Raw genomic sequence first — 22,721 nt, forward strand, 5'->3', positions numbered from 1 at the left:
GTTGCCCGTACCCGGCCGCCGACCCGTCTCAGACGATCGGGGGCTCGAAATCCCAGTACGGACGGTTGCGGGAACGGGCCGAGACCGTGTGGACGTGCTGGGAGCCGAGCGTCGACACCAGATCTCCCAGCGCCTCGTTCTCCACCTTCTCGGCCCGCTGCCGGTCCCGGATGCCGCGGAGGTCCGCGGCATGGGCGATCCGGGCGGAGAGGGTCAGTGGATGGGTCCTGCCGAGTGCCTCGACGGCCCGCGTGATGACCGAGTCCGTCAGCGCGACGGCGGATTCCGGGTCGCCCACCAGATTGCGCAACGCCGAGGCGTTGATCGCACAGCCCAGGGTCCAGGGGTGGTTCTCGCCCACGGCCGCCGTCATGGCGGCGAGCGCCTCCTCCAGGAGTGCATGGGCGTGATCCCGCTCCCCCACGTTCCGCAGGATCAGGGCATGGTTGGCCCGGGTTCCGGCCACGAAGGGATGCTCCTCACCGAGCATGTCCACGTAGCCACCGACGACCTTCTCGCTTATTCCCCTGGCCTGGTCGATGTCTGCGTGCTCACGCGCGAAGCAACTCTGACCGGCCGCGAACATCATGGTCAGCGGGTCGCCCTCGCCCAGCACCCGTTCACATCGTTCCAGGACTCGGGTGAACAGGGCCGAGGCCCTGGTCCGCTCCCCCGAGCGGTAGTGGCACAGCGCGAGGTTGTACTCGGCTCGCAGGGTCTGCGGGTTGTCGTCGCCCAGGACCAGCCGGTGCACCCGGGCGCTCTGGTTCTGCAGCGACAGCGCTTCGCCGTACCGGCCGAGCAGGCGCAGGTCGGTGGCGTAGTTGATCTCGGAGAACAGGGTCCAGGGGTGGCGTTGGCGCAAGAGCTGCCGCCGGGACTCCAGGGTTCGCCGATTGAGCTCCAGGGACTCCTCGTACCGGCCGAGAAGCCGCAGTGTGACGGCCAGGTTGTTCTGCGCGTTGAGCGTGCGCGAGTCCTGGTCGCCCAGCAGTTCGCGGTAGGCGACGAGGATCCAGGTGGACATCTCAAGTGCCTCGTCGTACCGGCCGAGGCCACGCAGGTCGGCGGCGAGGCCACCGGCAGCGCGCAGGTGTTCCAGGTCCTGTGCGCCGCGTTCGGTGCGCAGATGGTCGACGGCGGCCCGCTCGATGGCTTCCGTGCCGGCGTAGTCGCCGACGGCCCTCAGCAGGTTGGCGTAGTTGTAGCTGAGGTCCCAGACCCTGGGACGGTTCTCGCCGAGGATTTCCCGCCATGCGTTCATGGCGCGTTCGCCCAGTTTGATGCCGGCCCGGTATTCCCCGGAGAGGTACATGTAGCGCAGGCAGTTGAGCACGAGGCTCTGCACCGCCGGGTCGGTGCTCCTGAGTACGTCGGCCCACTTCAGGTGCGGGGTGATCTCGGCATACGCGGGCCACAGACGGGTGTCGGTGGGCCGTCCGGGGTCCGCGGCCACGAGAGCGCGGCGGACCACGTCGATGAACTCCTGGCGGTCCCGGGCCGGCATGTCGTGGCCGACGATCTTGTGGACCATGCGGTGCATGTAGATCGATTCGCCCGACGACGCCGCGTCGACGACCGACTCGTGCGACTCCAGCCGGACCACGGAGTACTGGCGGAGCTGACCGATCGCCTTGTTCCACAGCAGCGGATCGTTCATCAGTCCGGAAACCTGCTCCGGCAGTTCTCCCGTGGGCATTTCCCTCAGTAGCCGTACGGGGATGGAGCCGGGTGCGAAGAAGCTGCACAAGCGCAGCAGGTCGACGGACTCGGGGACGGTGTCCTTGAGCTTGTTCAGCAGTATCGACCAGGCGGTCTGAAAGGCGAGCGGGAAGTCCGCGGAGACCTTGACAACGTCCTGGTCGATGCCGCCTTCGAGGAGTTCGATGTACTCCTCGACCGACATGTCGGAGTCGTTGAGCCAGCCCGCCGTCTGGTCCAGGAGCAGCGGAAGGTCTTCGAGGGCGTCGGCGAGCTGGTCGGCCTCGGCCGGGGTCAGGCGCGGGGCCCGTCGGCGGATGAAGGCGACCGACTCCTGGCGGCCGTAGACCGGGACCTCGACGAGGTTGCTGTTGTGCTCGCTCCACTCCGGGTTGCGGGAGGTGATCAGGACGTGGCCGGGGCCGGTCGGCACCAGGTCCCAGATGTGTTCGGGTTCGTCGGCGCCGTCGAGGACCAGGAGCCAGTGGGAGTGCGGTTCGCCGCGGCGCAGCGCGTCGCGTACCGCACGGAGCCGTTCGCCGTACTCGACGCCGGTGGACAGGCCCAGTTCGGGGGCGAGTTCGGCGAGTTTCTGGCGGTAGAGGGCGCGCCGGTCGGCGGGCACCCACCACACCACGTCGTACTCGGAGCCGAAGCGGTAGACGTACTCCGCGGCAAGCTGGGTCTTCCCGACGCCGGACATGCCGTGCAGCGTCACGACTCCGGCACCGGGTCCGGCGTCCTGGAGGGACCGGTACGCCTTGCTGAGCAGTTCCTCCCGGCCGGTGAACCGGGTGTTGCGGCGCGGCACCCCGCCCCACACCTCGGGGGTGTCTGCCGGGTACCGGGGCCCCTGCCCGGTCTCGACGGACTCGGGCAGCGGGTCGGTGGGCAGGCCCAGGCGGTTGAGGAGCCGTCGTTCGGCCTCGTCTGCGCCGACGTTGGTGAGGTCGGCGGCGCCGAGGACGGAGGTGGCGCCGGGCAGCGCGGAGGTGGTGACGCTGACGGCGGCGAAGCGGTCGGGGTCGGGGGCGACGACCTCGCGCAGGGCCCTGTTCCACTCGTCGTGGCTGCGGGGGCCGAGCTGGAAGTACCAGTCGCTGAGGATCACCAGGACGCGGCCGCGGGACAGCATCAGATCCCGCAGCGACTCCTCCAGCGGAACCTCCACCGGAGGGTCCCACCGCTGCTGGACGACCGTCACTCCGCGGCGCTCCAGACGGTCTCCGATCCACGCCGCCCAGGCGCGGTTGAAACCGGCGAAACTGATGGTGACGGCCTGCACCCCGGGTGCTCCAACTTGCTTACGCGTTGCGGGCATTCAACCGTCTCCCTGCCTCGACTCAAGCCTTGTCAACATACACCGGAGCATGGTCGCTCCGGCCGGTGTCGCGGGAGCCGCTCACTGCCTTCGCGAGCCGTTCCTCTGCTGCCATATCACCCTCGTGGTGGCCACGTACGCCTCCGCGCGCGCGAGATGACCCGCGGGAGGCGGACAATCGTCCAGACGGTGGTAGAGCGTGATCATCTCGTTGACCAGCATCCGGCCTTCGCGGGTCAGTGCCGCCGATCCCGCCAGCACGGGCAGTACGGCCCCGACCTGTTCACGGCAGCGGGCGTGCTCGGCCCAGGCCAGGTCGCGGTGGGTGACGCGCTGCGCGCCGAGCGCGAACCGCTGCCAGTAGTCGGCCAGCGCGATGTGCGAGTAGGCGCCCTGGAGCAGACCGTCGAAGGGCCTGGGATCGGAGCGCCAGGGGGCGAAGTGGCGTGGTGTCGCGTCCTCGTGGTGCAGCGGTACGAGGGCGCCCAGCGCGGCCAGTTTGGTGTGCTGGAGTTCATGGACGAGGGTCGAGGCGAAGTAGGCGGGGGTGGCCGGTTTGCTGCTGAGGACGGCGCCGAACGCCTCCCGCCTGGTGCCGCTGCAGTGCGCCGCGCCCTCGCCGATCGATCCGGAGCCGGGTGGCGGTCCGAGCGGCACCAGACAGCGCAGCAGGATGGCCGCTTCGGTGAGGCGGTGCTCGCCGCCGATGCGGAGCAGGGGCTCCACTCCGGACCAGGACTCGGTCCATGCCTTGCGTTCGCAATCGTCGATATGGGTGGCGGCGCTCAGCCCGTGGCGCCGGAGTCCGCCGCCCTCGGTGCGGTACGGGTCGACGTCGTCCAGGGGTACGGGTCCGACGCCGGGCAGTACGGCGGGCAGGGCGAGCACGGGCAGCCAGCGCGGGTCGGCCGAGCCGGCCGTGCCGTCCCGTTGCGTGTGTACGGTGATCGGTGGCCGGCCGTCGGCCTCACGTATCGTCAGTTCACCTTCCGAGAAGGCGATGCCGACCGGGCCGGAGGCCATGCGGAGGGCGCCCAGGGTGGGCAGCGGGAGAAGTCCGTCGTGTGCGGTGAGCCGGGTCGTGAACGTGACTCCCGCGCGGATCGCGGCTGCGGCGGCGAGGGCGCTCAAGTGGTCGAGGTCCGCGTGGAGTTCGGGGCCGGGGACGGAGCCGGAGAGGCCGCGCAGGCAGCGCTGCGCCCAGGGGCCGGCGAGGGGGTGGAGCAGGACGGTGCGCACGGCCGTCCGGTCGGCGCGTTCGGCCTTCTCCAGCAGTGCCCAGTCCTGGTGGAGCCGGTCGATTGCCCGGCGCGGGCAGACGGTCGTGGGGGCGGCGTCGGCCGCGTCGAGCAGGGCGCGCAGGAGGAGGAGCCGGCGGGTGTCCTGGTCGCGTACGAGGATGTGGAGGGTGTCGGCGTCGCCCTCGGTGCGGCCCAGTTGGCGCAGCATGTGGTCCGGGGGCGGGAGGCTCGGTGGGGGGCTCATCGGCGTGCTCCTGCGGTTGCATCGGACAGCCGGCCCGCGATGTGGCGCACCAGCCGTTCGAGATCGGCGCAGTAGACGGACGGGTTGGTGAAGCCGTTGTCTGCGCGGTAGCGGTGTGCGTAGTGGCCGCCGCCGCAGACGGTCAGCAGCGGGCAGGCGCGGCAGGCGTCGGCGAGCGCGTCGGCGCCCGCCTGGCGTGCGGCGACGCCCGGGTGGCGCAGGGCGTCGTCGAAGGTGTGGCGGAAGACGTCGAGCCCGGTGGCGGCGGCCGTGTCGTAGGCGGACTTGAGGGAGTCCACCTGCTCGATCGTCCCGTCGGTCTCGACCACGATCGCGTTGACGGGGTCGAGACCGAGTGACTCGGTGGCGGCGGGTAGGCCCAGCAGGAGGGCGATGCACTCCTCGAAGAGCCGCACTCGGGTCTCCCGCCGTCCGGTCGGCCACCAGCGGTCGAAGACGGTGGTGAGCCAGTCACCGTACGGGGTCGGGCGGCCCGGTCCGGGCTCCGCCGTTTCCGTATCGGGCAGGCCCGGCGGGGGGGTCGTCCAGTTGCCGTGCGGCAGCAGCAGGTCCAGGGCCGGTGGGCGCAGAGTGAGCAGCGATTCGTACATCCCGACCGGGTCGGTCTGCGGGTCGACGACGGTGAGGATGCCCGCGTACGCATCGGGGTGCCGGTCGGCGAGGAGCCGGGCACCGCGCGAGGCGGCGGGCCAGGAGGGTCGTCCCGCGTGGTCGGTGCGCCGGGTGTTGTGGGCGGCCAGGCCGCCGTCGAGGCTGATGCCGATGCGTATGCCGTGCCGGGCGAGCGTGGCGACGCGCGCGTCGGTGAGCAGGGTGGCGTTGGTCTGCACGGTGGTGTGGACGGTGCAGCCCGCGGGCACCAGATCGCGTACCCGGTCGGCGAGGGCAGCCAGCCGGCCGGCGCCCGCGAGGAGGGGTTCGCCGCCGTGCAGGACGAGGGCGACGTCGCGCAGTCCGTGGGCTGCGGCGTGTTCGGCGATCCGGTCCGCGGTGCGCTCCAGAACGGCGGGTGCGGCGGCGGCCGGGCGGGCGCGCCAGGTGCGGTCGGGGCCCTCGTAGAGGTAGCAGTAGCGGCAGGCGAGATTGCACCGGCCGTGCACCTTGACGATGAACTGCCCGAAGGGGACGGGGTACCGACGGGCGCCGCCGGCTTCCGTGCGCGGGGGTGTGCGCGGCGTCGACTGTGGAGACACTCCGGCACCCCCGTGCTGCCTGTCTGTTGGGACGGCCCCCGTCGCCGGCCCGGGGCGAGTATCCCTGGCCTGCCGTACGGGCAAACCCGTCCCGGGCCATGATGTCCTGTTCAACCGGTCCACGGACCGAAATCGAGCGGCTCCTGCCCCGTCCCCCGGGGCTGCGGGGCACCCCGCCTCAGAAGGCGTTGGTGAATCCCCACAGCATCTCCCGCGGCTGCTCGGCCCGGCCGCGCAGATCCGCGACCACCGCGGAGAGCACCGGGTGGTCCAGTGTCCGCAGCACCTCCAGATCGAGCCCCAGCAGATCCGGCAGCGCATCCGGCCCGCCGCACGGCCCCCTGCCCGGCCCGCCGTTGCGTATCGACTCGCTCATCACGCCTCCCCGTACCGCGTACTGCCGCATCGGGCCTTGGTGACTCGCTCGCCGTTGAGCGCTTCCCGTTGAGCCCGTGTCCCTGACACACGTACATCTACTCGCGTTGCACATGGCACACGCGCCGTCGGCTCCCGTGCGAGCCGCACCCGCACCGGTCACCTCTGTACCGATGCCCCGCACAATCCGGCATACGCCTGTACGAGCATGCCATCGACCGGCGTCGGTCGTACGCCGGTCGCACGCGGCACGCATCGCCCGGATGGCCTCACACCGGCGTCGCGGCCGCCCGGACGGGACGCCCGACCATTCTCGCCCGGCACTCAGCGCTCCAGCTCGGCCAGCCGCTCGGCGGTCGCCTCGCCCGCCGCACCGCCGCCGTCCGGCAGTTTGCGCCATTCCTGGCGGGCCGCCCGGTACGCCTCGCGTGCGGCCCGGGGACGTCCCGCCCTCTCGTATGTCATACCCCGCCAGTGGTTGGCCGTACCACTCAACTCGACCGCCTGCCGGATCTGTTGTGGACTTTCCAGCTCTCCTTCCGCCGTGCCGGCCGCGTCGGCCGCGCCCCGGAACGCCTCGGCTGCCTCGTCGAGCCGGGCCGGACGGTGCAGCACCCGGGAGGCGTCGAGGTGGGACAGGCCCAGTTCCAGCCGACAGCGCGCCGCGGTCAGCGGGTCGGTCGCCTCCTGGGCCGCGAGCCCGAACAGATGCTCGGCCTCCCGCAGATCGACCCGGTCCTCGGTGGCCCGGTGCCGCAGCATCAGCGCCCGCCCCAGCATCAGCAGCCGCTCGGCCTGGCGCGCGCTGCCCGCCGCCGTCTCCGTACGGCAGTCGCGCAGCACCCGTACCGCGGCACCGATGTGTGCGCGGCCGTCGGGCAGTTGGGCGCGGCGCAGCAGGGTGCCGCCCCATTCGGCGAGCAGATCGGCGTGGGCCTGCGAGTCGCGCGGGACGCCGCGCGCGGCGCGGGCGAACCAGTCGGCCGCCTCTACGAGTTCGCCCGGATTTCCGGTGTGTTCGTAGCGGGCGACACGGACTCGGGCGGCCCGGGTCTGGAGCCGGGCGCGCAGCCGCTGTTCCTGTACGGTCGCCAGGGCCTGCTCGATCAGGGTCGCCGCCTCGTCCGGCTCCTCGCCGGAGGCGAGCAGGGCGTCCACCAGATCCAGCAGGATGCGCACCTCGGTGCCCATGGTGTGCCGGCCACCGCCCTGCTCGAACGCGGTGCGCAAGGAGCGCGCCGCTTGAGCCGCGTACACCCGGGACTGTTCGGTGTCGACGGTGGCCCCGGCCAGTCTCAGCAGGGTCCGGCCGTGCGCCAGCGGCAGGGCGGCGGGCCGGTTCTCCTGGTCGGGCCAGACGTCGGCGAACGCCTCCAGCATGCCGTACGCGGCCTGCAGCAGCGCGGTGTCGCCGTCGAGCCGCCACTGCGCCTCCAAGGCCCGGACCCGCTCCAGCGTGAGCCGGAGGGCCTCGGCGGGTTCCAGGCCGGGGTCCGCGCAGGCGGCCGTGTACTCGCGGTCGGCGCGCCGCAGCAGTTCCAGCGCGCCGCGCCGGTCGCCGCGCCGCCGCCGGTCGTCGGCCGCGGCGTGCAACACCTTCGCCAGTACGGCCCGTTCGCGGGCCGCCCCGGGGTGCGCGGCGGCCCGTTCGGCGGCGTACTCGGCCTCGCGGAGCAACTCGGCGTCGCCCTGGACCTCCCACAGCCGCAGGACACAGCGCGAGTACTCCGCCCACAGTTCGGGGTCGGCGCCCGGCTGCTCCTCGCGCTCTGTGGCCCCCCGCAGCAGCTGCACGGCGTCGATCAGGTACTGCACCATGCTGTCCGATTCGAAGTGCCGCACGAGGACGCGGGCGCTCTCCACCGCCGCGTTCGGCGTCTGGACGGGGCTCCGGTAGCCGTCCCGGTCGGTCTGGACGACGAACTGCTCGGGCAGGGGCATGAAACGCTCCAGTACGCGGACCGCGACCTCGGCGAAGGGATGGGGGACGCGCGACCCGCCGCTTGCGCCGCTCTCCCCGTTCTCGTCACCCTCTTCGATCTCCCCGTCGGGCGCGCTGTTCTCCATGGTGTCCGTGGTGCGGGTGGACCGCGACGATCCGTCCCTGCCCTCTCCGAGCTGGGCGAAGGCGAGGGCAGGGAAGTTCGGCCCGCCCTTCCCGAATCGCTGCTCGATGTACTGCGAGCAGTGCTTGAGTACGAGCAGCGCCTCGTCCCGGCCCAGCGGACCTAGCAGCGCTTCCCGGACTCCGGGCGCGAACTCGTACCACTGGCCGCCGTCCTCACCGCCGTCCTCGGCCTTGCTCCGCGTCAGCAGTCCGCTCAGCAGTACCTCGGCGAGTTCGGAGGGGCCGGAGTGGGGCAGCATCGTGCGCTGCACCAGCTGCATCACGGGCAGATACAGCGGGGCCGCCGCGAGGTAGACGGCCAGCTGTCCGGCGACCGGGGAGGCCGCGGAACGGAAGCGGCTGACCAGTTGGAGCGAGGACAGCCCGTCGCCGGGGCGCTGCGCGGCCGCCGCGGGCTGATCGGCCCGCACCCAGCCGACGGCTCCGGAGATCCGCCCCGCACCGGTGCCGGAGAGCAGCCTCGCCCAGGCCGCCAACGCGCCTTCCACCGGCGGAAGTACGGGAATCGCGAGGGCGCCCGGGTGCATGGCGGGCCCCGTTCCGGCGTGCTCCATGACCTTCAGTACGGCGGCGCCGCCGGGCCCCTCGCCCCGGGACAGCGAACCGTAGGTGACCGGCAGCCTGGTGCGGTTCCACATCCGCTGCGGCAGGGGCTGGAGCACGGCGGCCGGGGCCTGTCCGGCCAGCTGGTGCAGCAGCCGGTGGGCCCGGCCGCTGTGCCAGAGCGGACCGGCGCAGTCGCTGACGAGGACGGTGACACGGCGGCCGGTCGGATCGCTCAGCCGGTCCGCGGAGTTCAGCGGTGCGGCGGCCGGATCGGGGCTGCGGCTCACCGCGGCCGCACCGTCGGGCCCCTGGTGCAGATAGCGCACCTGGACATCCCGAAAGGCACCCAACTGGCCGAAGATCTGCTGGAGTTCGCTGAACATCCGGTGCCACACCAGCATCGATGACGAGGCGTCCATGACGCACTGCAGCAGTGCCTCGCCCCGGGAAGCACCGCGGAACACCGGCATGATCAGCCCGCCGGCACGGGCGCTGAGCTCCGCGGTCGCCGTCTCGTCGAGGGTGCGGCGCAGCGGGGGTGCGGCCGGGCGGTATCGCTGCAACGGGCGCAGGGCTCGCTGGAGTTCGAGCGGAGCCGGGAGGGCGGGGGCTGCGGGTACGCCGACGGTGAGCGCTCTCGCCCGGCCGCCCCGGGCGGCGCTCCGTCCGCGCCCGGCCGGGCCGTCCGGGCGGGAGCCGCCGGTTGGCGCGGTCCGCGGTACGGGGTAGAGGGCGATCCGCCGGTCGGCGTCGCCGAGGTCTCGCTGCTCCGCGGGCTCGTCGTCGACCGGGGCGGGGTCCGGGGCTTCGTCCCGTCCGGTCACCTGCGGGGCGGGCCGCCCGGCCGGGCGGCCCGGCTGGGCGGGGCCGACGGACAGCAGCGGCGTGGCCGCGTCGTCCTCGTCGTCCGGCTCGTCGGGGTGGCGGGTCCAGCGGGCCAGCCAGAGGGCGTCGCAGAGCTGCTCGGCGTCGGGGTCGAGCCCGGCTTCGCGTAACCGGGCGACGAACGCGGGCAGCAGGCCTCCGTCGTACGGCTCGGAGTCCGGCTGCGGCTGCTGCTGCGGCTCGCGACCGGGCTCCGGCACCGGCACCGGCACCGGCACCGGCCCGACAGCTTCGGGAGCTTCGGGCTCAGTGTCCATTGCCTCACCCGGGACATGGGTGCCACAAGGCTCCACGGCGCCACCCGTACCACCGTCGGCGCTGCGTCCCTCGCCCGGTCCGTGCCGCGCCTCGCCGTCGGCCATCAGCACATCACCTCGGCCGGTCGAGTCGCTGGATGAGCAGGTCGGCGAGGCGGTCGCGGCCGGCCGGGGCGGCGGCATCGGTGAGATAGATCGCGTTCAACAGCTGGTCGGTGGCGAGGAGTTCGCTGCGGGAGCGTTCCAGGAAGTGGGCGATGAGATCGTCCCCGGAGCGCGCCGCCTCGTCGCCGAGGTGGGCGCGTACGAATGTCGCGAGCCGCTGGTGGTCGGGGCGTCCGAGCTCCAGGTGGATGCAGCGGCGCATCAGGGGCGCCGGGAAGTCCCGCTCGCCGTTGCTGGTGAGCACCACGAACGGGAAGGACCGGCACTGCACCCTGCCGCCCTTCACTTTCACCTTGCTGCCGTCGTCGTCGAGGACCTCCGCCTCGCCGTCGGGCAGCCGGTCGGCGATCCGCTCCAGCTCGGGGATCGCGAACTCGCCCTCCTCCAGCACATTGAGCAGGTCGTTCGGCAGATCGATGTCGCTCTTGTCGAGCTCGTCGATGAGCAGTACGCGCGGCCGGTCCGAGGGCAGCAGCGCGGTGCCGAGCGGCCCGAGCCGGATGTAGCTGCCGACGCTCTGTGCCGATTCGGCGCCGGCCGCCCCGGCCGCCGCACTGTGCGCGGCGATCTGTACATCCTGGAGCCGGGCGATCGCGTCGTAGTGATAGAGGCCGTCCTGGAGCGCCGAGCGGCTGACGATGGGCCAGCGCAGGACCCGGCCGAGCCCGAGCTCATGGGCGACGGAGTGGGCCAGCGTGCTCTTTCCCGCGCCGGGGCTGCCGGTGACCAGCAGCGGACGCCGCAGATAGAGCGCGGCATTGATCATTTCGAGCTCTTCGGCGCCCGGCCGGTGGAGTTCGGCGATGTGCCGGTAGCCGCCGAGGCGGCGGTCGGCGGATCCGTCCCCGTCCTGCTCGTCGGGGGCCGGGGCGCCGCGGCCCGCGAAGTCCCGCCAGGGCGGCGGGGGCGGCAGCTGCTCGATGCCCTCGTGCGGTTCGCCGGCCCCTCGGTAGATGAGCCACTCGCTGGGTTCACTCATAACGTGTTCCTCGTCGTCACTCGTCCGCCAGGGGCAGCAGTCGAACGTGCATCACGGTAGCGATCCGGCGTACACCCCGTAAGGGCCCGGCCGTTCACGGCGCCTCAAGGAACTGCCCGGAGCCGGGCAGTGGATGGTGTGGATCTTCGTAGAACAGGGCGACTCCGTCCGACCAGTACGTCTCCGCACGGCCCGCATACACCCCTTGCCTCAACTCATGAACTTTTTTCGGGAGTTGAACGGCGGTGCGGGCCTCGGCGACCGTATCGGCGGCGCGCCGGTGGAATTCCGTGCAGACCGCGGCCGGCTCGGCCGCCCGGCGCCGCCACAGGGCCACCCCGAAACCCCCGTCGAGCACCCGCCCGAGTCCGGCCGCGGTCTCCGGGTGGGCCCGGTCACCGTAACGGCAGAGCACCGGGACGGTCTCGTACGCCAGTTGGCGCAGCTCCTCCACCACGGGTACGGGTACCCGCATTCCGTCCTCGCAGTCGACTACGGCGGCCCGCATCGCGGCGGTCATGGTCCGCTTCCAGCGCGCCTCGCGCTCGTCGATCCCGTCATCGGCCAGGAGCGGACCGTGGTCCAGGCGGCGGATGACCACGGGGCGCAGCACTCCGAGCGGCCGCCCGTCGGGCGGCACCCGCCATCCGTCGACCTCCAGGTCCATGAGGGTCTGGGGTACGGCGACCTGGAGCACGGCGGGGTCGTCGGGTTCGTCGCACCGCCGGAACGCCTCCGCCAGCGGGCCCGCAAGCCGGGCCGGGAGGGCCTTTGATGCGGTGCCCCGGCTGTCCTCGGCGACGGGCAGGACGTCCCCGCCGTGCTGGGCGACGCCGATCCGCCAGTCGTAGCGGTCCCGTTCCCAGCCGCGCGGCTCCAGCGCCAGCAGGACGAACGGGGCGCTGCGCGTCCTGGCCGGTTCGAGCGTCGGCGCCGGGGTTCGCAGGTGTTCGAGGCCCGGGGCGTGCCGGCCGTTGTGCCGGAGCCCGGCAAGCTCATGACGGAACTTGCGGGAGAGCCGGTCCTCGGCCATCCGCTTCACCCATTCCCACAGGTATGCCTCGGCGAGCCGGGTGGACGGCAGGACGTAAGGGCGTTCGGCGGAGATGACGCTCATGCAGTAGCGCAGGATCAGTTCCAGTGCGCCGTCGCCGCCGGGGGCGTCGTACAGCGTCCCCAGTCCGTCACGCCAGCCGCGCGGGGCCGCGTGGTGCTCGACCGGGTGGGTGTCCGGCAGCCGGTCCAGGAGGTCGAGGAGGCTGCGGGTGCTGAGCGGGGGCGGGAGTTCGGCGAGCCGGCCGAGCAGGTCGACGCGTTGCTGGGGGCTGAGGGCGAGCCCTGCTCCGGCACCCAGTTCGCGCTGGAGATCGGCCCAGGTCCGATCGGTGCCGACCGGGCTGGTGTGCCGGTCGGCGTGGTAGCGGTCGTGGGCGTGGAACACCGCCTGGTAGGGGTCGTCGGACTCGGCGGCGACCGCCCCGGGGGGCACGGGCAGCGTGCGCAGCCGCTCGACGCCGATCGAGGTCCCGCCGGTTGTCCCGTCGGAGCGCGACTTGAGTACGCCGACGACCTCGCCGCGGGCCAGGTCCACCACGGGTCCGCCGGAGAGGCCCGGGTACATCCGGTCGCCGTCGAGCCGCATCTGTTCGTCGTCCTCGGCCCAGTCGCCGAAGGTACCCATCACCTGGCACCGCCCGCTGAACCGGGTCAGCTGCCCCGACCCGCCGTCGGTCCAGCCCGTGTAGAGGACCGAGCCGCCGCCGAACATGCCCGCCGGACGCTCGGTGACGTACACACAGGGGTGCTCGACGGGCCGCAGCAGCCGAATGAGCGCGAGGTCGGGGGCGGGCCAGCCGCCCGAAGGCGCCGGAACCCGTGCGCCGCCGGGCCCGGCCGTGGCGTGACGGCCCTCGGGCAGGGCGGCGACCACGGTGCCCTGGACCGCGGTCTCGGCGCTGCCCCGGTCCGGCTTGAAGACCACGTTCACGTGACGCCCCTCCCCCTCCATCGCCACGTGCGCGCACGTGAGGACCCAGCTCGGGGCGATGAAGAAGCCGCTCCCCAGGAAGCCTCTGTCGGATCCGTCAGGGGCATACCCGGGCTCCGGGCGATGGATGCGTACGGTCGCCGCCATCACGAGGCCCGCCAGCGCACGGTACGTACTCTCCGAGCCGCCCCCTGCGCCCCTGCCCGGCGGCTGGGTCATGACCGGCTTCCGGCGTCCGGCCCGGGCCCGTCCGAATGCGCCGGTGCGCCGGTGGATGCCCCGGCGTCCGGATTCCCCGCGGATGCGCCCGGGACCGCCGCCGACGGTGCCGTGGGCACGGGCGGATGCCCTGGCGGCGAGGAGGGCGGGGGCGGCATGGGCGGGGCGGGGTGCGGCGCGGTGGCCCGGACACCGGGCGGAGTGACCTGCGTGGCCGAGGAAGCAGCCGCCTGCGGCGCGGCCTGCCCCGCCCCACGCGCCCCCGTCTGCGCCGGGATGGCCGGATCGGCGGGCGGACCGCCACCGCTCCACGTCAGCGTGACCTTGATGCCGCCCTTGGCCTCGCCGTCCGCGAGTAGGCCGACGACCTTGCCCGCCTTCGCGGTGAGCTCGATGCCGAATTCGACGCTGACCTCGTCGGGCCGCACCGCCCGCAACGGCTCGGCGAGCGAACGCGCGACGCTGGTCACGACGGCCTGGAGGCTCTCGACCCGGGCCTGTACCTGCTCGGCGAAGTCCCCGTAGCCGATGTCCGTGAACGCCGGCCCCCGGGCGGGCTTCGCCAGCTCCTCCGCCCCTGAGATCCGCGCCCAGACCGGTGTGCCGTCCGGCATCTCGATACGCGTGATACGGGCCCCGCCGTCACCCATGAAACCCCCCGTTCCCCCAACTACCCGCAGGTTAACGGCAGTAGGCCGCCGATGCGAGAGACATGGACCATGGCGCCGGGGCGCGGCGGGCAGGTTCTCGACGGGCTCGCGCGGCGTCCTCGGGCTGCGCCCGAGGACGTACTCCCGGCCTTCGCGGGGCTGTCACCAGGCATTAGGCTTGCCGCATGTACTTCACCGACCGCGGTATCGAGGAACTGGAGAAGCGGCGAGGCGAGGAAGAGATCACTTTCGAGTGGCTCGCCGAGCAGCTGCGTACGTTCGTCGATCTCAATCCCGATTTCGAGGTGCCGGTCGAGCGCCTCGCCACCTGGCTGGCCCGTCTCGACGACGAGGACGAGGACGAGGACGAGTAGTCAGGCCGGCCCGACGCCATCGGCCCCGTCGGCCCTGAACCGGTCGTGGGCGAGTCCGAGCGCTCCGTGCGTGGCCCAGTTGGTCAGGCGGGTCAGTGCGTGGCGGATCTGGGCGTCGCGGTGATCGGCGGTGCCGGACAGGTCGTAGGGGAAGCGGTGCGGGTCACCGACCGGATTGCCGTGCCGGTCGAGCCGGTAGGCGGCGAAGTGATCGGCGTTGGTGTCGACGCCGATCATGCCCCGGGCGCGGGCGGTCGCCAGCGGGATGGTCTTCACGATGGGGCGTTGCCAGGACGCGGTCAGGTACCAGCGGCGACGGTCGGTGTCGAGGTGGATGCGGTAGGCGACGGCCCGGTTGTCGGTGATGCGGTCGGCCCATTCCTGGCCCCGGTGCGCGAAGCCGATACGGGTGGTGAGGGTGTACCGGCCATGAGGGGCGTTGGCCAGGTGGGTGAGCGGGGCGGGCAGCTTGATGGACACTTCACCGTCCGGGGTGACGCGGATGGTCTCGTTCCCGAACCGTTTCCCGGACTCGCCGTCGGCGGCGATGAACCAGCGTTCCGTTTCCCAGCGTTCCCGCCACTGGGCTTCGGTCAGGCGGGCCCGGGTGAGGTGGTGGCGGGTGTTGAGGAGGCGTTTGCCGCCCCGTACCACGCGCACCCGACCGGCCTGCCGGTCGGCGACAACGGCCGCATGCCGCGCCTCCAGTGCGGCGAGGCGGCGGGACTTGCGGAACCACTCGCCCCGGGAGCGGTAGCCGCCCGCAGCCCGCTTCGTCCCCGGTTCCCCGATCGGGAGGGACAGGCGGTGCCGCAGCGTCCTGATCCCGGCCTCCAGCGTCTGGATGTGCGCCGCCTGGCAACGGCGGGCGAGCGCCCACTGATCGTGTGTGGCCTTGGTGATCGCACCGGCGATCCGCGACGACGACAGCGGCGTCAGGTCCCGCTTGCGCGACGCCCAGGTGTCCGCACCGTGCTCCAGACCATCCGCACAACGAGCCCTGAGATCACGCGAAGCCAGACGACCCTGATGCACACCGACCGCGCGCAGAACACTCTCGTCCTGGGGCGTGAGGTGCTTCAGACGGTCCCGGACCGCCACCCCGCAAGGCCCGGGCACCACGAACGGCGCCGCCAGCTCCCGCAAACCACCCACCACATCGCTCCCTCCCGGGCCGGGCACCTGCCACCCAGCTCAACGAGCAGCAACCGCCAAGGTCACCCATTCGGCCCCAGAACCCCCGTTCCCACCCCCGCACACCCACCGACAGGACCCACTCCCGCTCGCCACAACCCACTTCAACGCAGCAAACCGGCAGCAGCTCGCAACCCCCGCCAAGACCCAGCGAGCGGCAGCCCGGCCGCCCCCTGGGCGCCGCCCAGTACGCGGGCTCCGGGGCCGCGCATCCAGGGGCCGAGGCGGCTGCTCCCTGCCGCGTCGAGTTCAACCTTCACCGCCTCGCGCCGGCCGGCCCAGGTGATCGGTTCCGCTTCGGGCCGGTCGTCGGCCGCCGCGTACAGGCGGTCGCCGGGCGTGTCCGGGTCCAGACCGGGCGTGAGGGCCAGGCCGATACGGCTGAGGACGGCGAGCAGCCCGCGCAGCCGGATGCGGGCATCGGCGTCCGGGTCCGGGCGGGTCAGCCCTTCGAGTGCCTGGACATCCAGTACGGGGTCGAGGCGCGAGCGCCGTGGCCCAGCCGGCCACGACCCGGCCGACCGGCTCCGCGTCCGCACCCCCGCCATCGCTCTGCCAGGGCTTTCCCTCGGGTGCGAGGACGGACCACCCGTCTCCGGCGGGCGCGAGCAGCATCTGCTCGCGCAGCAGATGAGCCACCGGCCGTACGTTCTCGGGTTCGGCACAGCAGCAGCGCCCCCACGGGGGATGTCGCATTCATGCCCCACACGGTAGGGCAATTTGCCCATATTCGACGCCCTTTGATCGATCGACGGCATCGTGACGCCCTCGCCTTCCCTTGACTTCCACGATCCGCGATATATCGTGTTCAGCAAGAGACGCGATATGTTGCGTCATTCCGCGCTCCCCGGGAGGCCAGATCCATGCCTGTGTCGACATGGGCCATCGCCGAGCCCCAGAAGCTGACCTTCGACGACCCCGTGACGTCGCTCAATGTGCGCATCGTCGGGGGCACCGTCAATGTCGTCGGCACCGAGGAGCCGACCGCCCGGCTGGAGATCTCCGCGATCGAGGGCCCGCCGCTGATCGTGACCCAGGAGGGCGGCGCCCTCACGGTCGCGTACGAGGGCCTGCCGTGGAACGACTTCCTCAAGTGGTTCGACCGCAAGGGCTGGCACCGCAGCGCGGTCGTCTCGCTCGCCGTGCCGGCCGGGTCGACGGTGGAGGTGGGCGTGGTCGGCGCCGGAGCCGTCGTATCCGGAATCCGTGGGCGTACGGACGTACGGGGCGTCAGCGGCGACACCACGCTCGTCGGGCTCGCAGGTCCGGTCCGGGCCGAGACGGTCTCCGGCAGCGTGGAGGCCCAGTCGGTCACCGGCGATCTGCGCTTCCAGACGGTCTTGGGCGATCTGACGGTCGTCGACGGCGCCGGGGCCTCCGTACGGGCCGACTCGGTCAGCGGCAACATGGTGCTGGACCTGGACCCGACCGGGAAGCCCACGGACATCCAGCTGGCCACGGTCTCCGGCGAGGTCGCCATCCGGCTGCCGCACCCGGCGGACGCCACGGTCGAGGCGAACACCGCGAGCGGCGCCGTCTCCAACGGCTTCGAGGATCTGCGGGTCAGCGGCCAGTGGGGGGCGAAGAAGATCACCGGCACGCTCGGCGCCGGGACCGGGAAGCTGAGGGCGACGACCGTCTCGGGATCGATCGCCCTGCTGCGCCGCCCACCGGCCGAGGACGATCCGTACGATGCCGAGCCGACCGGAAAGGTGCTCTGACATGCCCCCCGTATTCGCCCACGGCCGCCTCCGCCTCTATCTGCTGAAGCTGCTCGACGAGGCCCCTCGCCATGGCTACGAGGTGATCCGGCTCCTGGAAGAACGCTTCCAGGGGCTGTACGCGCCCTCGGCGGGCACGGTCTATCCGCGCCTCGCCAAGCTGGAGGCCGAGGGTCTCGTCACCCATGCCACCGAGGGCGGCCGCAAGGTCTACTCGATCACCGACGCGGGCCGCGCCGAACTGGCCGGACGCACGGGTGAACTCGCCGATCTGGAACTGGAGATCAGGGAATCGGTCTCCGAACTCGCCGCCGAGATCCGGGATGACGTACGCGGCGCCGCCGGCAAGCTGCGCAGCGAGATGCAGGCCGCGGCGCACGAGACCAGGCACACCTCCGCAGGCCCCGCCGGCCGTAAGGGCGACTGGGAGTCCGCCTTCGGCGACCTCGGCGACAAGGAGGCGTGGCGCACCGCGAAGGAGGAGCTGCGCAAGGCCAAGCAGGAGTGGAAGGAGCAGGCACGCCGGGCGAAGGACGAGTCCCGCCGCGCCCGCGAGGACGCCCAGCAGGCCCGCCGCCAGGCCAAGGAGGCCCAGGACAGGGCGCGCGAGCAGATGCAGAACGCCGCCCGCCAGGTCCAGGAGCACTTCGCGCGGGGCGACTGGCCCTCGGGCGTACGGGAGGGGCTGGCCGAGATCACCGGTCAGCTGGGCAGCTTCGCGAGGACGGGCAGCTGGCCCCCGTACATCAAGCCGGAGCCCGCCGACACCGACCCGGAATGGGGCAGGGACGCCGCAGGGAGCGGCGACCCGGCCCGCGATCTGGACCGTCTGCTCGACCGCTTCCGCGACGACATCCGCGACGCGGCCCGGGACCGGGGCGTCACGGAGGAGCAGTTGACGGAGGCCCGCCGCCATCTGTCGACGGCGGCGGCCCACATCGGGGCGCTGCTGCGGAAGGACGGCGCGGGGAGCTGACGCGGGGCCGGGGCCGGAGCCCCGGTCCTCAAACCCCGGGTGACCGTTTCGGCGTCGGTCCGTTCGGCGTGGGTCACGGCGCCGGTCACGGTCGCCCGGGCGGTCTTGGTGAATCGCTCGAACATCAATGCCTCCCGTACTTCTTGTGCACGGCCTGTCGGCTGACGCCCAGCTCGGCCGCGATCTCCTGCCACGACCAGCCCTTCACGCGGGCACTTCTGACCTGCACGGCTTCGAGTTGCTCCAGCAGCCGTCGCAGTGCGGCGACCGCCCGCAGCCCCACCCGGGGGTCGTGGTCACCGGCGCGCGCGGCGAGATCCGTTGCTTCGGTCATGATGTCAACTTACGTTGACATGGCATCCTTGCCAACCACGATTGACAAGGATGCTGCGGAGACCCGCTCAGCCATGCGCCGCCCAGGTCACCGTGACCGTGACGCGAGCCCCCTTGCGGGCCTGGACAAGCACCTCTCCCCCGTGCCTTCGGACCGTGGCGTGACCGTCCACCGAGACCCGCCACTGGCCGGCCGTCGGCGGCAGGGAGACCTCCGTGGTGCCGCGGCGGCCGGCCGTGTAGGAGAGCCGGTAGACGCCGGCGGTGTCGTCGTACGTGTCGGAGTGGACGGTTCCGGCGACGGCGGGTGCGTACGGTGTGGCGGTCCGCTCCTTGTTCTTCGCGAACGCACCGTCCTTGTCCAGCGCGCAGTAACCGCCGCCGTAGCACCACGCCCAGCCGGCCCAGCCCGAGGTGTAGCGGCCCAGGGAGGCCATCGCGTCCCGGTAGAAGCGGCCCATCCGCGGGAGCGTGTTGTTCAGCGGGCCCCATTCGCCGACGACGACCGGGATGTGCCGCTGCTCCGGGTACGCGGTGACGGCGGCCTCGTACGACTCGATCCAGCCCGCCGACGGGTCGTAGTCGCCGCCCGCCTCCATCGCGGCGTTGTAGAAGTGCGGTGCGTAGACGGTGCGGTGGTCCCCGATCGCCCCAAGCCCGGTGGGGACACCCTCGCCGACGATGGGAGTGGGTTCGACGAACAGCCAGTTGGCCCGGTCCACCGAACGGACCGCACGGGCCAGCCTGTTGTACATCGGGGTGAGCTGCTGGGCCTCGATGCGGCGGGCAGCCGTCGCCAGGTCCTCCCCTTCCTCCATCTCCCCCATCGGCTCGTTGATCAGGTCGTAGCCGAGGACGGCGGGGTGGTGCGCGTAGCGGTCGGCGACGACCTTCCACATCTGCGCCTGGGCGCGCTGGAGATCGGGGTCCTCGTAGAGATGGGTGAAGGCGCGTTGCACGGCGGGCTCGAAGTACTCGGAGAACCAGTCGTCGGGGTGCGGGGTGAAGGGCAGACCGTCGGTACGGGTCGCCCAGGCCGGGATGCCCCGACTGCCGAACGCCGGGCCGAAGACGTCCTGGTGGGCATCGAGCACCACCCGGATGTCGTACTTCCGCGCCCATTCCAGGACCCGGTCGATCTTGCGCAGATACGCGGTGCTGTACTGGCCCCGGCGCGGCTCCAGGTCGTCCCAGAAGATGAGCAGCCGGGCGAAGTCGAAGCCCTTCGCGTGCAGATCGCGGAAGTGTTTCTCGGTGATGGCGGTCAGCGCCTGGTCACCGCTGTTCGCCTTGTCCGCGACGCTCCATCCGCGCAGGGTGAGAGTGCGGCCCTCGTCGTCGGTGAGGCGGGGGATGCCGGTCCGGTCCGGTGGTGCGGGCCGTGCGTCGGCGGCGGGGGCGAAGGCCCCCGCCGCGAGCACGGACGAAGTGACGATCGATGTGAGTACGCTGCCCATCCGTGTCCGCATTCGCATGGCGCAGATGAGAACAGCTCACCCCGAACACCTCAAGAGCAGGTGAGCACAATCTTTCCGAACTGGCCGCCCGCTTCCAGCCGTTCGAAGCCCTCGCGGGCCCGGTCCAGCGGCAGCACCTCGTCGATGACGGGCCGCACGCCGGTCGTCGCGCAGAACGCCAGCAGATCCTCCAGCTCGTCCTTGGAGCCCATGGTCGAGCCGACGACCTTCAGCTCCAGGAAGAAGATCCGGGTCAGCTCGGCGTGTGAGGGCCGGTCGCCGCTGGTCGCGCCGGAGATGACGAGCGTGCCGCCGGGGCGCAGCGACTTCACCGAGTGGGACCAGGTGGCGGCGCCGACCGTTTCGATGACCGCGTCGACGCGCTGCTGCAGCCGCGCACCCGGCTCGTACGCCTCGATCGCACCGAGTTCGACGGCGCGCTTGCGCTTGGCCTCGTCGCGGCTGGTGGCGTAGATCCGCAGCCCGGCCGCCCGGCCGAGCACGATCGCGGCGGTGGCGACGCCGCCGCCCGCGCCCTGGACGAGGACCGAATCGCCGGGACGCACCCCGGCGTTGGTGAAGAGCATCCGGTAAGCGGTGAGCCAGGCGGTCGGCAGACAGGCGGCCTGCTCGAAGGTGAGCTCCTTCGGCTTGGGCAGCACATTCCAGCTGGGGACGGTGACCTGCTCGGCGAAGGTGCCCTGATAGCGCTCGGTGAGAATGGAACGGGGTTCTTTCGGGCCGACGCCGTGCCCGGTCTGCCCGATGACGGAGTGCAGGACGACCTCGTTGCCGTCCTCGTCGATCCCTGCGGCGTCGCAGCCGAGAATCATCGGCAGCTTGTCCTCGGCGAGACCGACGCCACGCAGGGACCAGAGATCGTGATGGTTGAGGGAAGCGGCCCGGACGCTGACGGTCGTCCAGCCGGGACGCACCTCGGGGGCGGGGCGTTCGCCCAGCTCAAGGCCGTTGAGGGGGTGGTCGCGGTCGATGCGGGATGCGTAGGCGGCGAACATGGCCTTGACGATAGGCCGGGGCGCGCGCCGACGTAACCAGCCACGGGTGTGACGCGCACCGCGCAGGGGGCGGGGGCAGAATCAGCCCCTCCCGCGATCGAGGAGCGGGGGTCCGAGGGCGGAGCCCCCGGTTACGGGAAGGGGCGGGGTGGGGACAAGCCCGCCGCAGGCGCACCCCGCACCCGGGAACCCGTACCCCGCCCCGCCCCGGATCTCAGCGCCGAGCCACGCCCTCCGCCCGCGCCGCCGCGGCCACAGCGGCCGTGACCGCCGGAGCCACCCGCTCGTCGAACGGCGACGGAATCACGTAGTCCGCCGCGAGCTCGTCGCCCACGACATCCGCCAGCGCATTCGCCGCAGCAATCTTCATGCCCTCGGTGATCCGGGAGGCCCGGACCTGAAGGGCACCCGCGAAGATGCCGGGGAAGGCCAGCACGTTGTTGATCTGGTTCGGGTAGTCGGAACGCCCGGTCGCCACGACGGCCGCGTACTTGTGCGCGATGTCGGGGTGGACCTCGGGGTTCGGATTCGCCATGGCGAAGACGAACGCACCCGGCGCCATCGAGGCGACGGCCGCCTCGGGCACCGTACCGCCGGAAACCCCGATGAAGACGTCCGCGCCGGCCAGCGCGCTCTCCAACGGACCGGAGATCCCGGCCCGGTTCGTGAGTTCGGCCAGCTCGCGCTTGACGTCCGTCAGGTCCTCGCGGTCCCGGCTGACAATGCCCTTGCGGTCGGCCACGGCGACATCGCCGAGCCCCGCCTCCAGCAGGAACTTGGCGATGGCCACCCCGGCCGCACCGGCGCCGGAGATGACGCCGCGCAGCTCGCCGAGGCTCCGGCCGGACAGCTTCGCGGCGTTGCGCAGGGCCGCGAGCGTCACGACGGCGGTGCCGTGCTGGTCGTCGTGGAAGACCGGGATGTCGAGCCGCTCCTGCAGTTTGCGCTCGATCTCGAAGCAGCGCGGCGCCGAGATGTCCTCCAGGTTCACGCCGCCGAAGGACGGCGCGAGCCGGACGACCGTCTCGACGATCTCGTCCGCGTCGGTGGTCGCGAGCGCGATCGGGACCGCGTCGACGCCGCCGAACTGCTTGAACAGAATCGCCTTGCCCTCCATCACAGGGAGGGACGCCTCGGGGCCGATGTCGCCGAGGCCGAGCACCGCGGTGCCGTCCGTCACGACGGCGACGACCTGCGATTTCCAGGTGTAGTCGTGGACCAGCTCGGGATTCTCGGCGATGGCGCTGCACACCTTGGCGACGCCGGGCGTGTATGCGAGGGACAGGTCGTCCTTGTCACGGACGGGCACGGTGGCCTGCACGGCCATCTTGCCGCCGCGGTGGAGCGCGAAGGCCGGATCGAACGGCCCTTCGGTGGCGTTGTCGGTGGTGCTGTCGCTGCGAGGATTGACGATCTCCGCTGCCATGGTGTTGACCCCTTAAGTCTTCAACGTTTGAGGGTGGCCACTCCTGATTGAGGAGGGGTGGGCGGGCACCGCGTACGTTCCCTGCGCCCGGCGGTTGGCCCGCCCCGGCAGGGGGAGATACATACGCGCGGGCGCGCCGCACACGCGCCCTGAGCCCCGGATGAGGGGTGTAAAGGTCTTTCTTACCGGACGGACCACGTCACGGACGAGTCCATACCGACGCGGTGATGTGACTCATAGTCGAATATCTGGACAAGTCAGCCAATTGGCGAAATGACGTTCACCGGTCGAGACGCGCCGAAAATCCTCCGG

Annotated in this window: 15 protein-coding genes and 3 pseudogenes; 3 read left to right on the plus strand and 15 right to left on the minus strand. The window is 72.0% G+C overall.

The window, feature by feature from the left end; all coding sequences use genetic code 11:
• Nucleotides 1–28: 28 nt before the first annotated feature.
• From fxsT to OG953_RS14495, 8 genes are all read right to left on the minus strand, one after another.
• A complete protein-coding gene (fxsT, locus tag OG953_RS14460) occupies nt 29–3,022 on the minus strand; it encodes an FxSxx-COOH system tetratricopeptide repeat protein (protein ID WP_405684598.1) in 2,994 nt (997 codons plus the stop codon).
• 81 nt (nt 3,023–3,103) lie between these two features.
• Nucleotides 3,104–4,507, minus strand: coding sequence for an aKG-HExxH-type peptide beta-hydroxylase (locus OG953_RS14465; RefSeq protein ID WP_405684599.1), 1,404 nt, complete (start codon nt 4,505–4,507; stop codon nt 3,104–3,106).
• The gene (locus OG953_RS14470) at nt 4,504–5,721 is read right to left on the minus strand and encodes an FxsB family cyclophane-forming radical SAM/SPASM peptide maturase (RefSeq protein ID WP_405684600.1); all 1,218 of its coding nucleotides are present in this window, start codon (nt 5,719–5,721) and stop codon (nt 4,504–4,506) included. The genes OG953_RS14465 and OG953_RS14470 overlap by 4 nt, the downstream gene beginning before the upstream one ends.
• Before the next feature lie 178 nt (nt 5,722–5,899).
• Nucleotides 5,900–6,097: an FxSxx-COOH cyclophane-containing RiPP peptide gene (fxsA, locus tag OG953_RS14475; RefSeq protein ID WP_405684602.1), complete on the minus strand. Its 198-nt coding sequence runs from the start codon at nt 6,095–6,097 to the stop codon at nt 5,900–5,902.
• Nucleotides 6,098–6,420: 323 nt separating this feature from the next.
• Nucleotides 6,421–10,017, minus strand: a complete 3,597-nt coding sequence (locus tag OG953_RS14480) for an SAV_2336 N-terminal domain-related protein (protein ID WP_405684604.1) — start codon at nt 10,015–10,017, stop codon at nt 6,421–6,423.
• Nucleotides 10,018–10,024: 7 nt separating this feature from the next.
• On the minus strand, nt 10,025–11,056 hold the full coding sequence (locus OG953_RS14485) for an AAA family ATPase (protein WP_405684606.1): 1,032 nt from the start codon (nt 11,054–11,056) through the stop codon (nt 10,025–10,027).
• A 94-nt stretch (nt 11,057–11,150) separates the two neighbouring features.
• Entirely contained in the window at nt 11,151–13,262 is a 2,112-nt protein-coding gene (locus tag OG953_RS14490) for a trypsin-like peptidase domain-containing protein (RefSeq protein WP_405684608.1), read from the minus strand.
• Entirely contained in the window at nt 13,259–13,912 is a 654-nt protein-coding gene (locus OG953_RS14495) for a CU044_2847 family protein (RefSeq protein WP_405684609.1), read from the minus strand. Before OG953_RS14495 ends, OG953_RS14490 begins: the two co-directional genes overlap by 4 nt.
• Nucleotides 13,913–14,097: 185 nt before the next feature.
• On the opposite strand from OG953_RS14495, the gene OG953_RS14500 reads away from it, so the two are divergent.
• Nucleotides 14,098–14,286, plus strand: coding sequence for a DUF6104 family protein (locus OG953_RS14500; protein WP_266487295.1), 189 nt, complete (start codon nt 14,098–14,100; stop codon nt 14,284–14,286).
• A gap of 72 nt (nt 14,287–14,358) precedes the next feature.
• Here OG953_RS14500 and OG953_RS14505 read toward each other — a convergent pair.
• Together OG953_RS14505 and OG953_RS14510 are read right to left on the minus strand one after the other, a co-directional pair.
• Nucleotides 14,359–15,468, minus strand: a pseudogene (locus OG953_RS14505) (IS200/IS605 family accessory protein TnpB-related protein); the annotation flags it as partial.
• A 128-nt stretch (nt 15,469–15,596) separates the two neighbouring features.
• Nucleotides 15,597–16,180, minus strand: a pseudogene (locus tag OG953_RS14510) (hypothetical protein); the annotation flags it as partial.
• 163 nt (nt 16,181–16,343) lie between these two features.
• Between OG953_RS14510 and OG953_RS14515 the strand changes: the two are divergent.
• On the plus strand, nt 16,344–17,201 hold the full coding sequence (locus OG953_RS14515; protein WP_405684611.1) for a DUF4097 family beta strand repeat-containing protein: 858 nt from the start codon (nt 16,344–16,346) through the stop codon (nt 17,199–17,201).
• Nucleotide 17,202: 1 nt separating this feature from the next.
• The gene (locus OG953_RS14520; RefSeq protein ID WP_405684612.1) at nt 17,203–18,177 is read left to right on the plus strand and encodes a helix-turn-helix transcriptional regulator; all 975 of its coding nucleotides are present in this window, start codon (nt 17,203–17,205) and stop codon (nt 18,175–18,177) included.
• 38 nt (nt 18,178–18,215) lie between these two features.
• On the opposite strand, the pseudogene OG953_RS14525 reads toward OG953_RS14520, so the two are convergent.
• The 5 genes and pseudogenes from OG953_RS14525 to OG953_RS14545 form a co-directional block, all read right to left on the minus strand.
• Nucleotides 18,216–18,302: pseudogene (locus OG953_RS14525) on the minus strand (peptidase); the annotation flags it as partial.
• A complete protein-coding gene (locus tag OG953_RS14530) occupies nt 18,302–18,511 on the minus strand; it encodes a sigma factor-like helix-turn-helix DNA-binding protein (RefSeq protein ID WP_093899545.1) in 210 nt (69 codons plus the stop codon). The gene OG953_RS14530 and the pseudogene OG953_RS14525, both read right to left, overlap by 1 nt.
• Nucleotides 18,512–18,578: 67 nt before the next feature.
• Nucleotides 18,579–19,967 carry a cellulase family glycosylhydrolase gene (locus tag OG953_RS14535; RefSeq protein WP_405684614.1) on the minus strand — a complete coding sequence of 463 codons (1,389 nt, stop codon included), beginning with the start codon at nt 19,965–19,967 and terminating at the stop codon, nt 18,579–18,581.
• 50 nt (nt 19,968–20,017) lie between these two features.
• Complete coding sequence (locus tag OG953_RS14540; RefSeq protein ID WP_405684615.1) at nt 20,018–20,983, minus strand: zinc-binding dehydrogenase; 966 nt, start codon at nt 20,981–20,983, stop codon at nt 20,018–20,020.
• A 214-nt stretch (nt 20,984–21,197) separates the two neighbouring features.
• Complete coding sequence (locus tag OG953_RS14545) at nt 21,198–22,409, minus strand: NADP-dependent malic enzyme (RefSeq protein WP_405684616.1); 1,212 nt, start codon at nt 22,407–22,409, stop codon at nt 21,198–21,200.
• Nucleotides 22,410–22,721 lie beyond the last annotated feature (312 nt).

The sequence above is a fragment of the Streptomyces sp. NBC_00057 genome, from assembly GCF_045041165.1.
Lineage (GTDB): Bacteria > Actinomycetota > Actinomycetes > Streptomycetales > Streptomycetaceae > Streptomyces.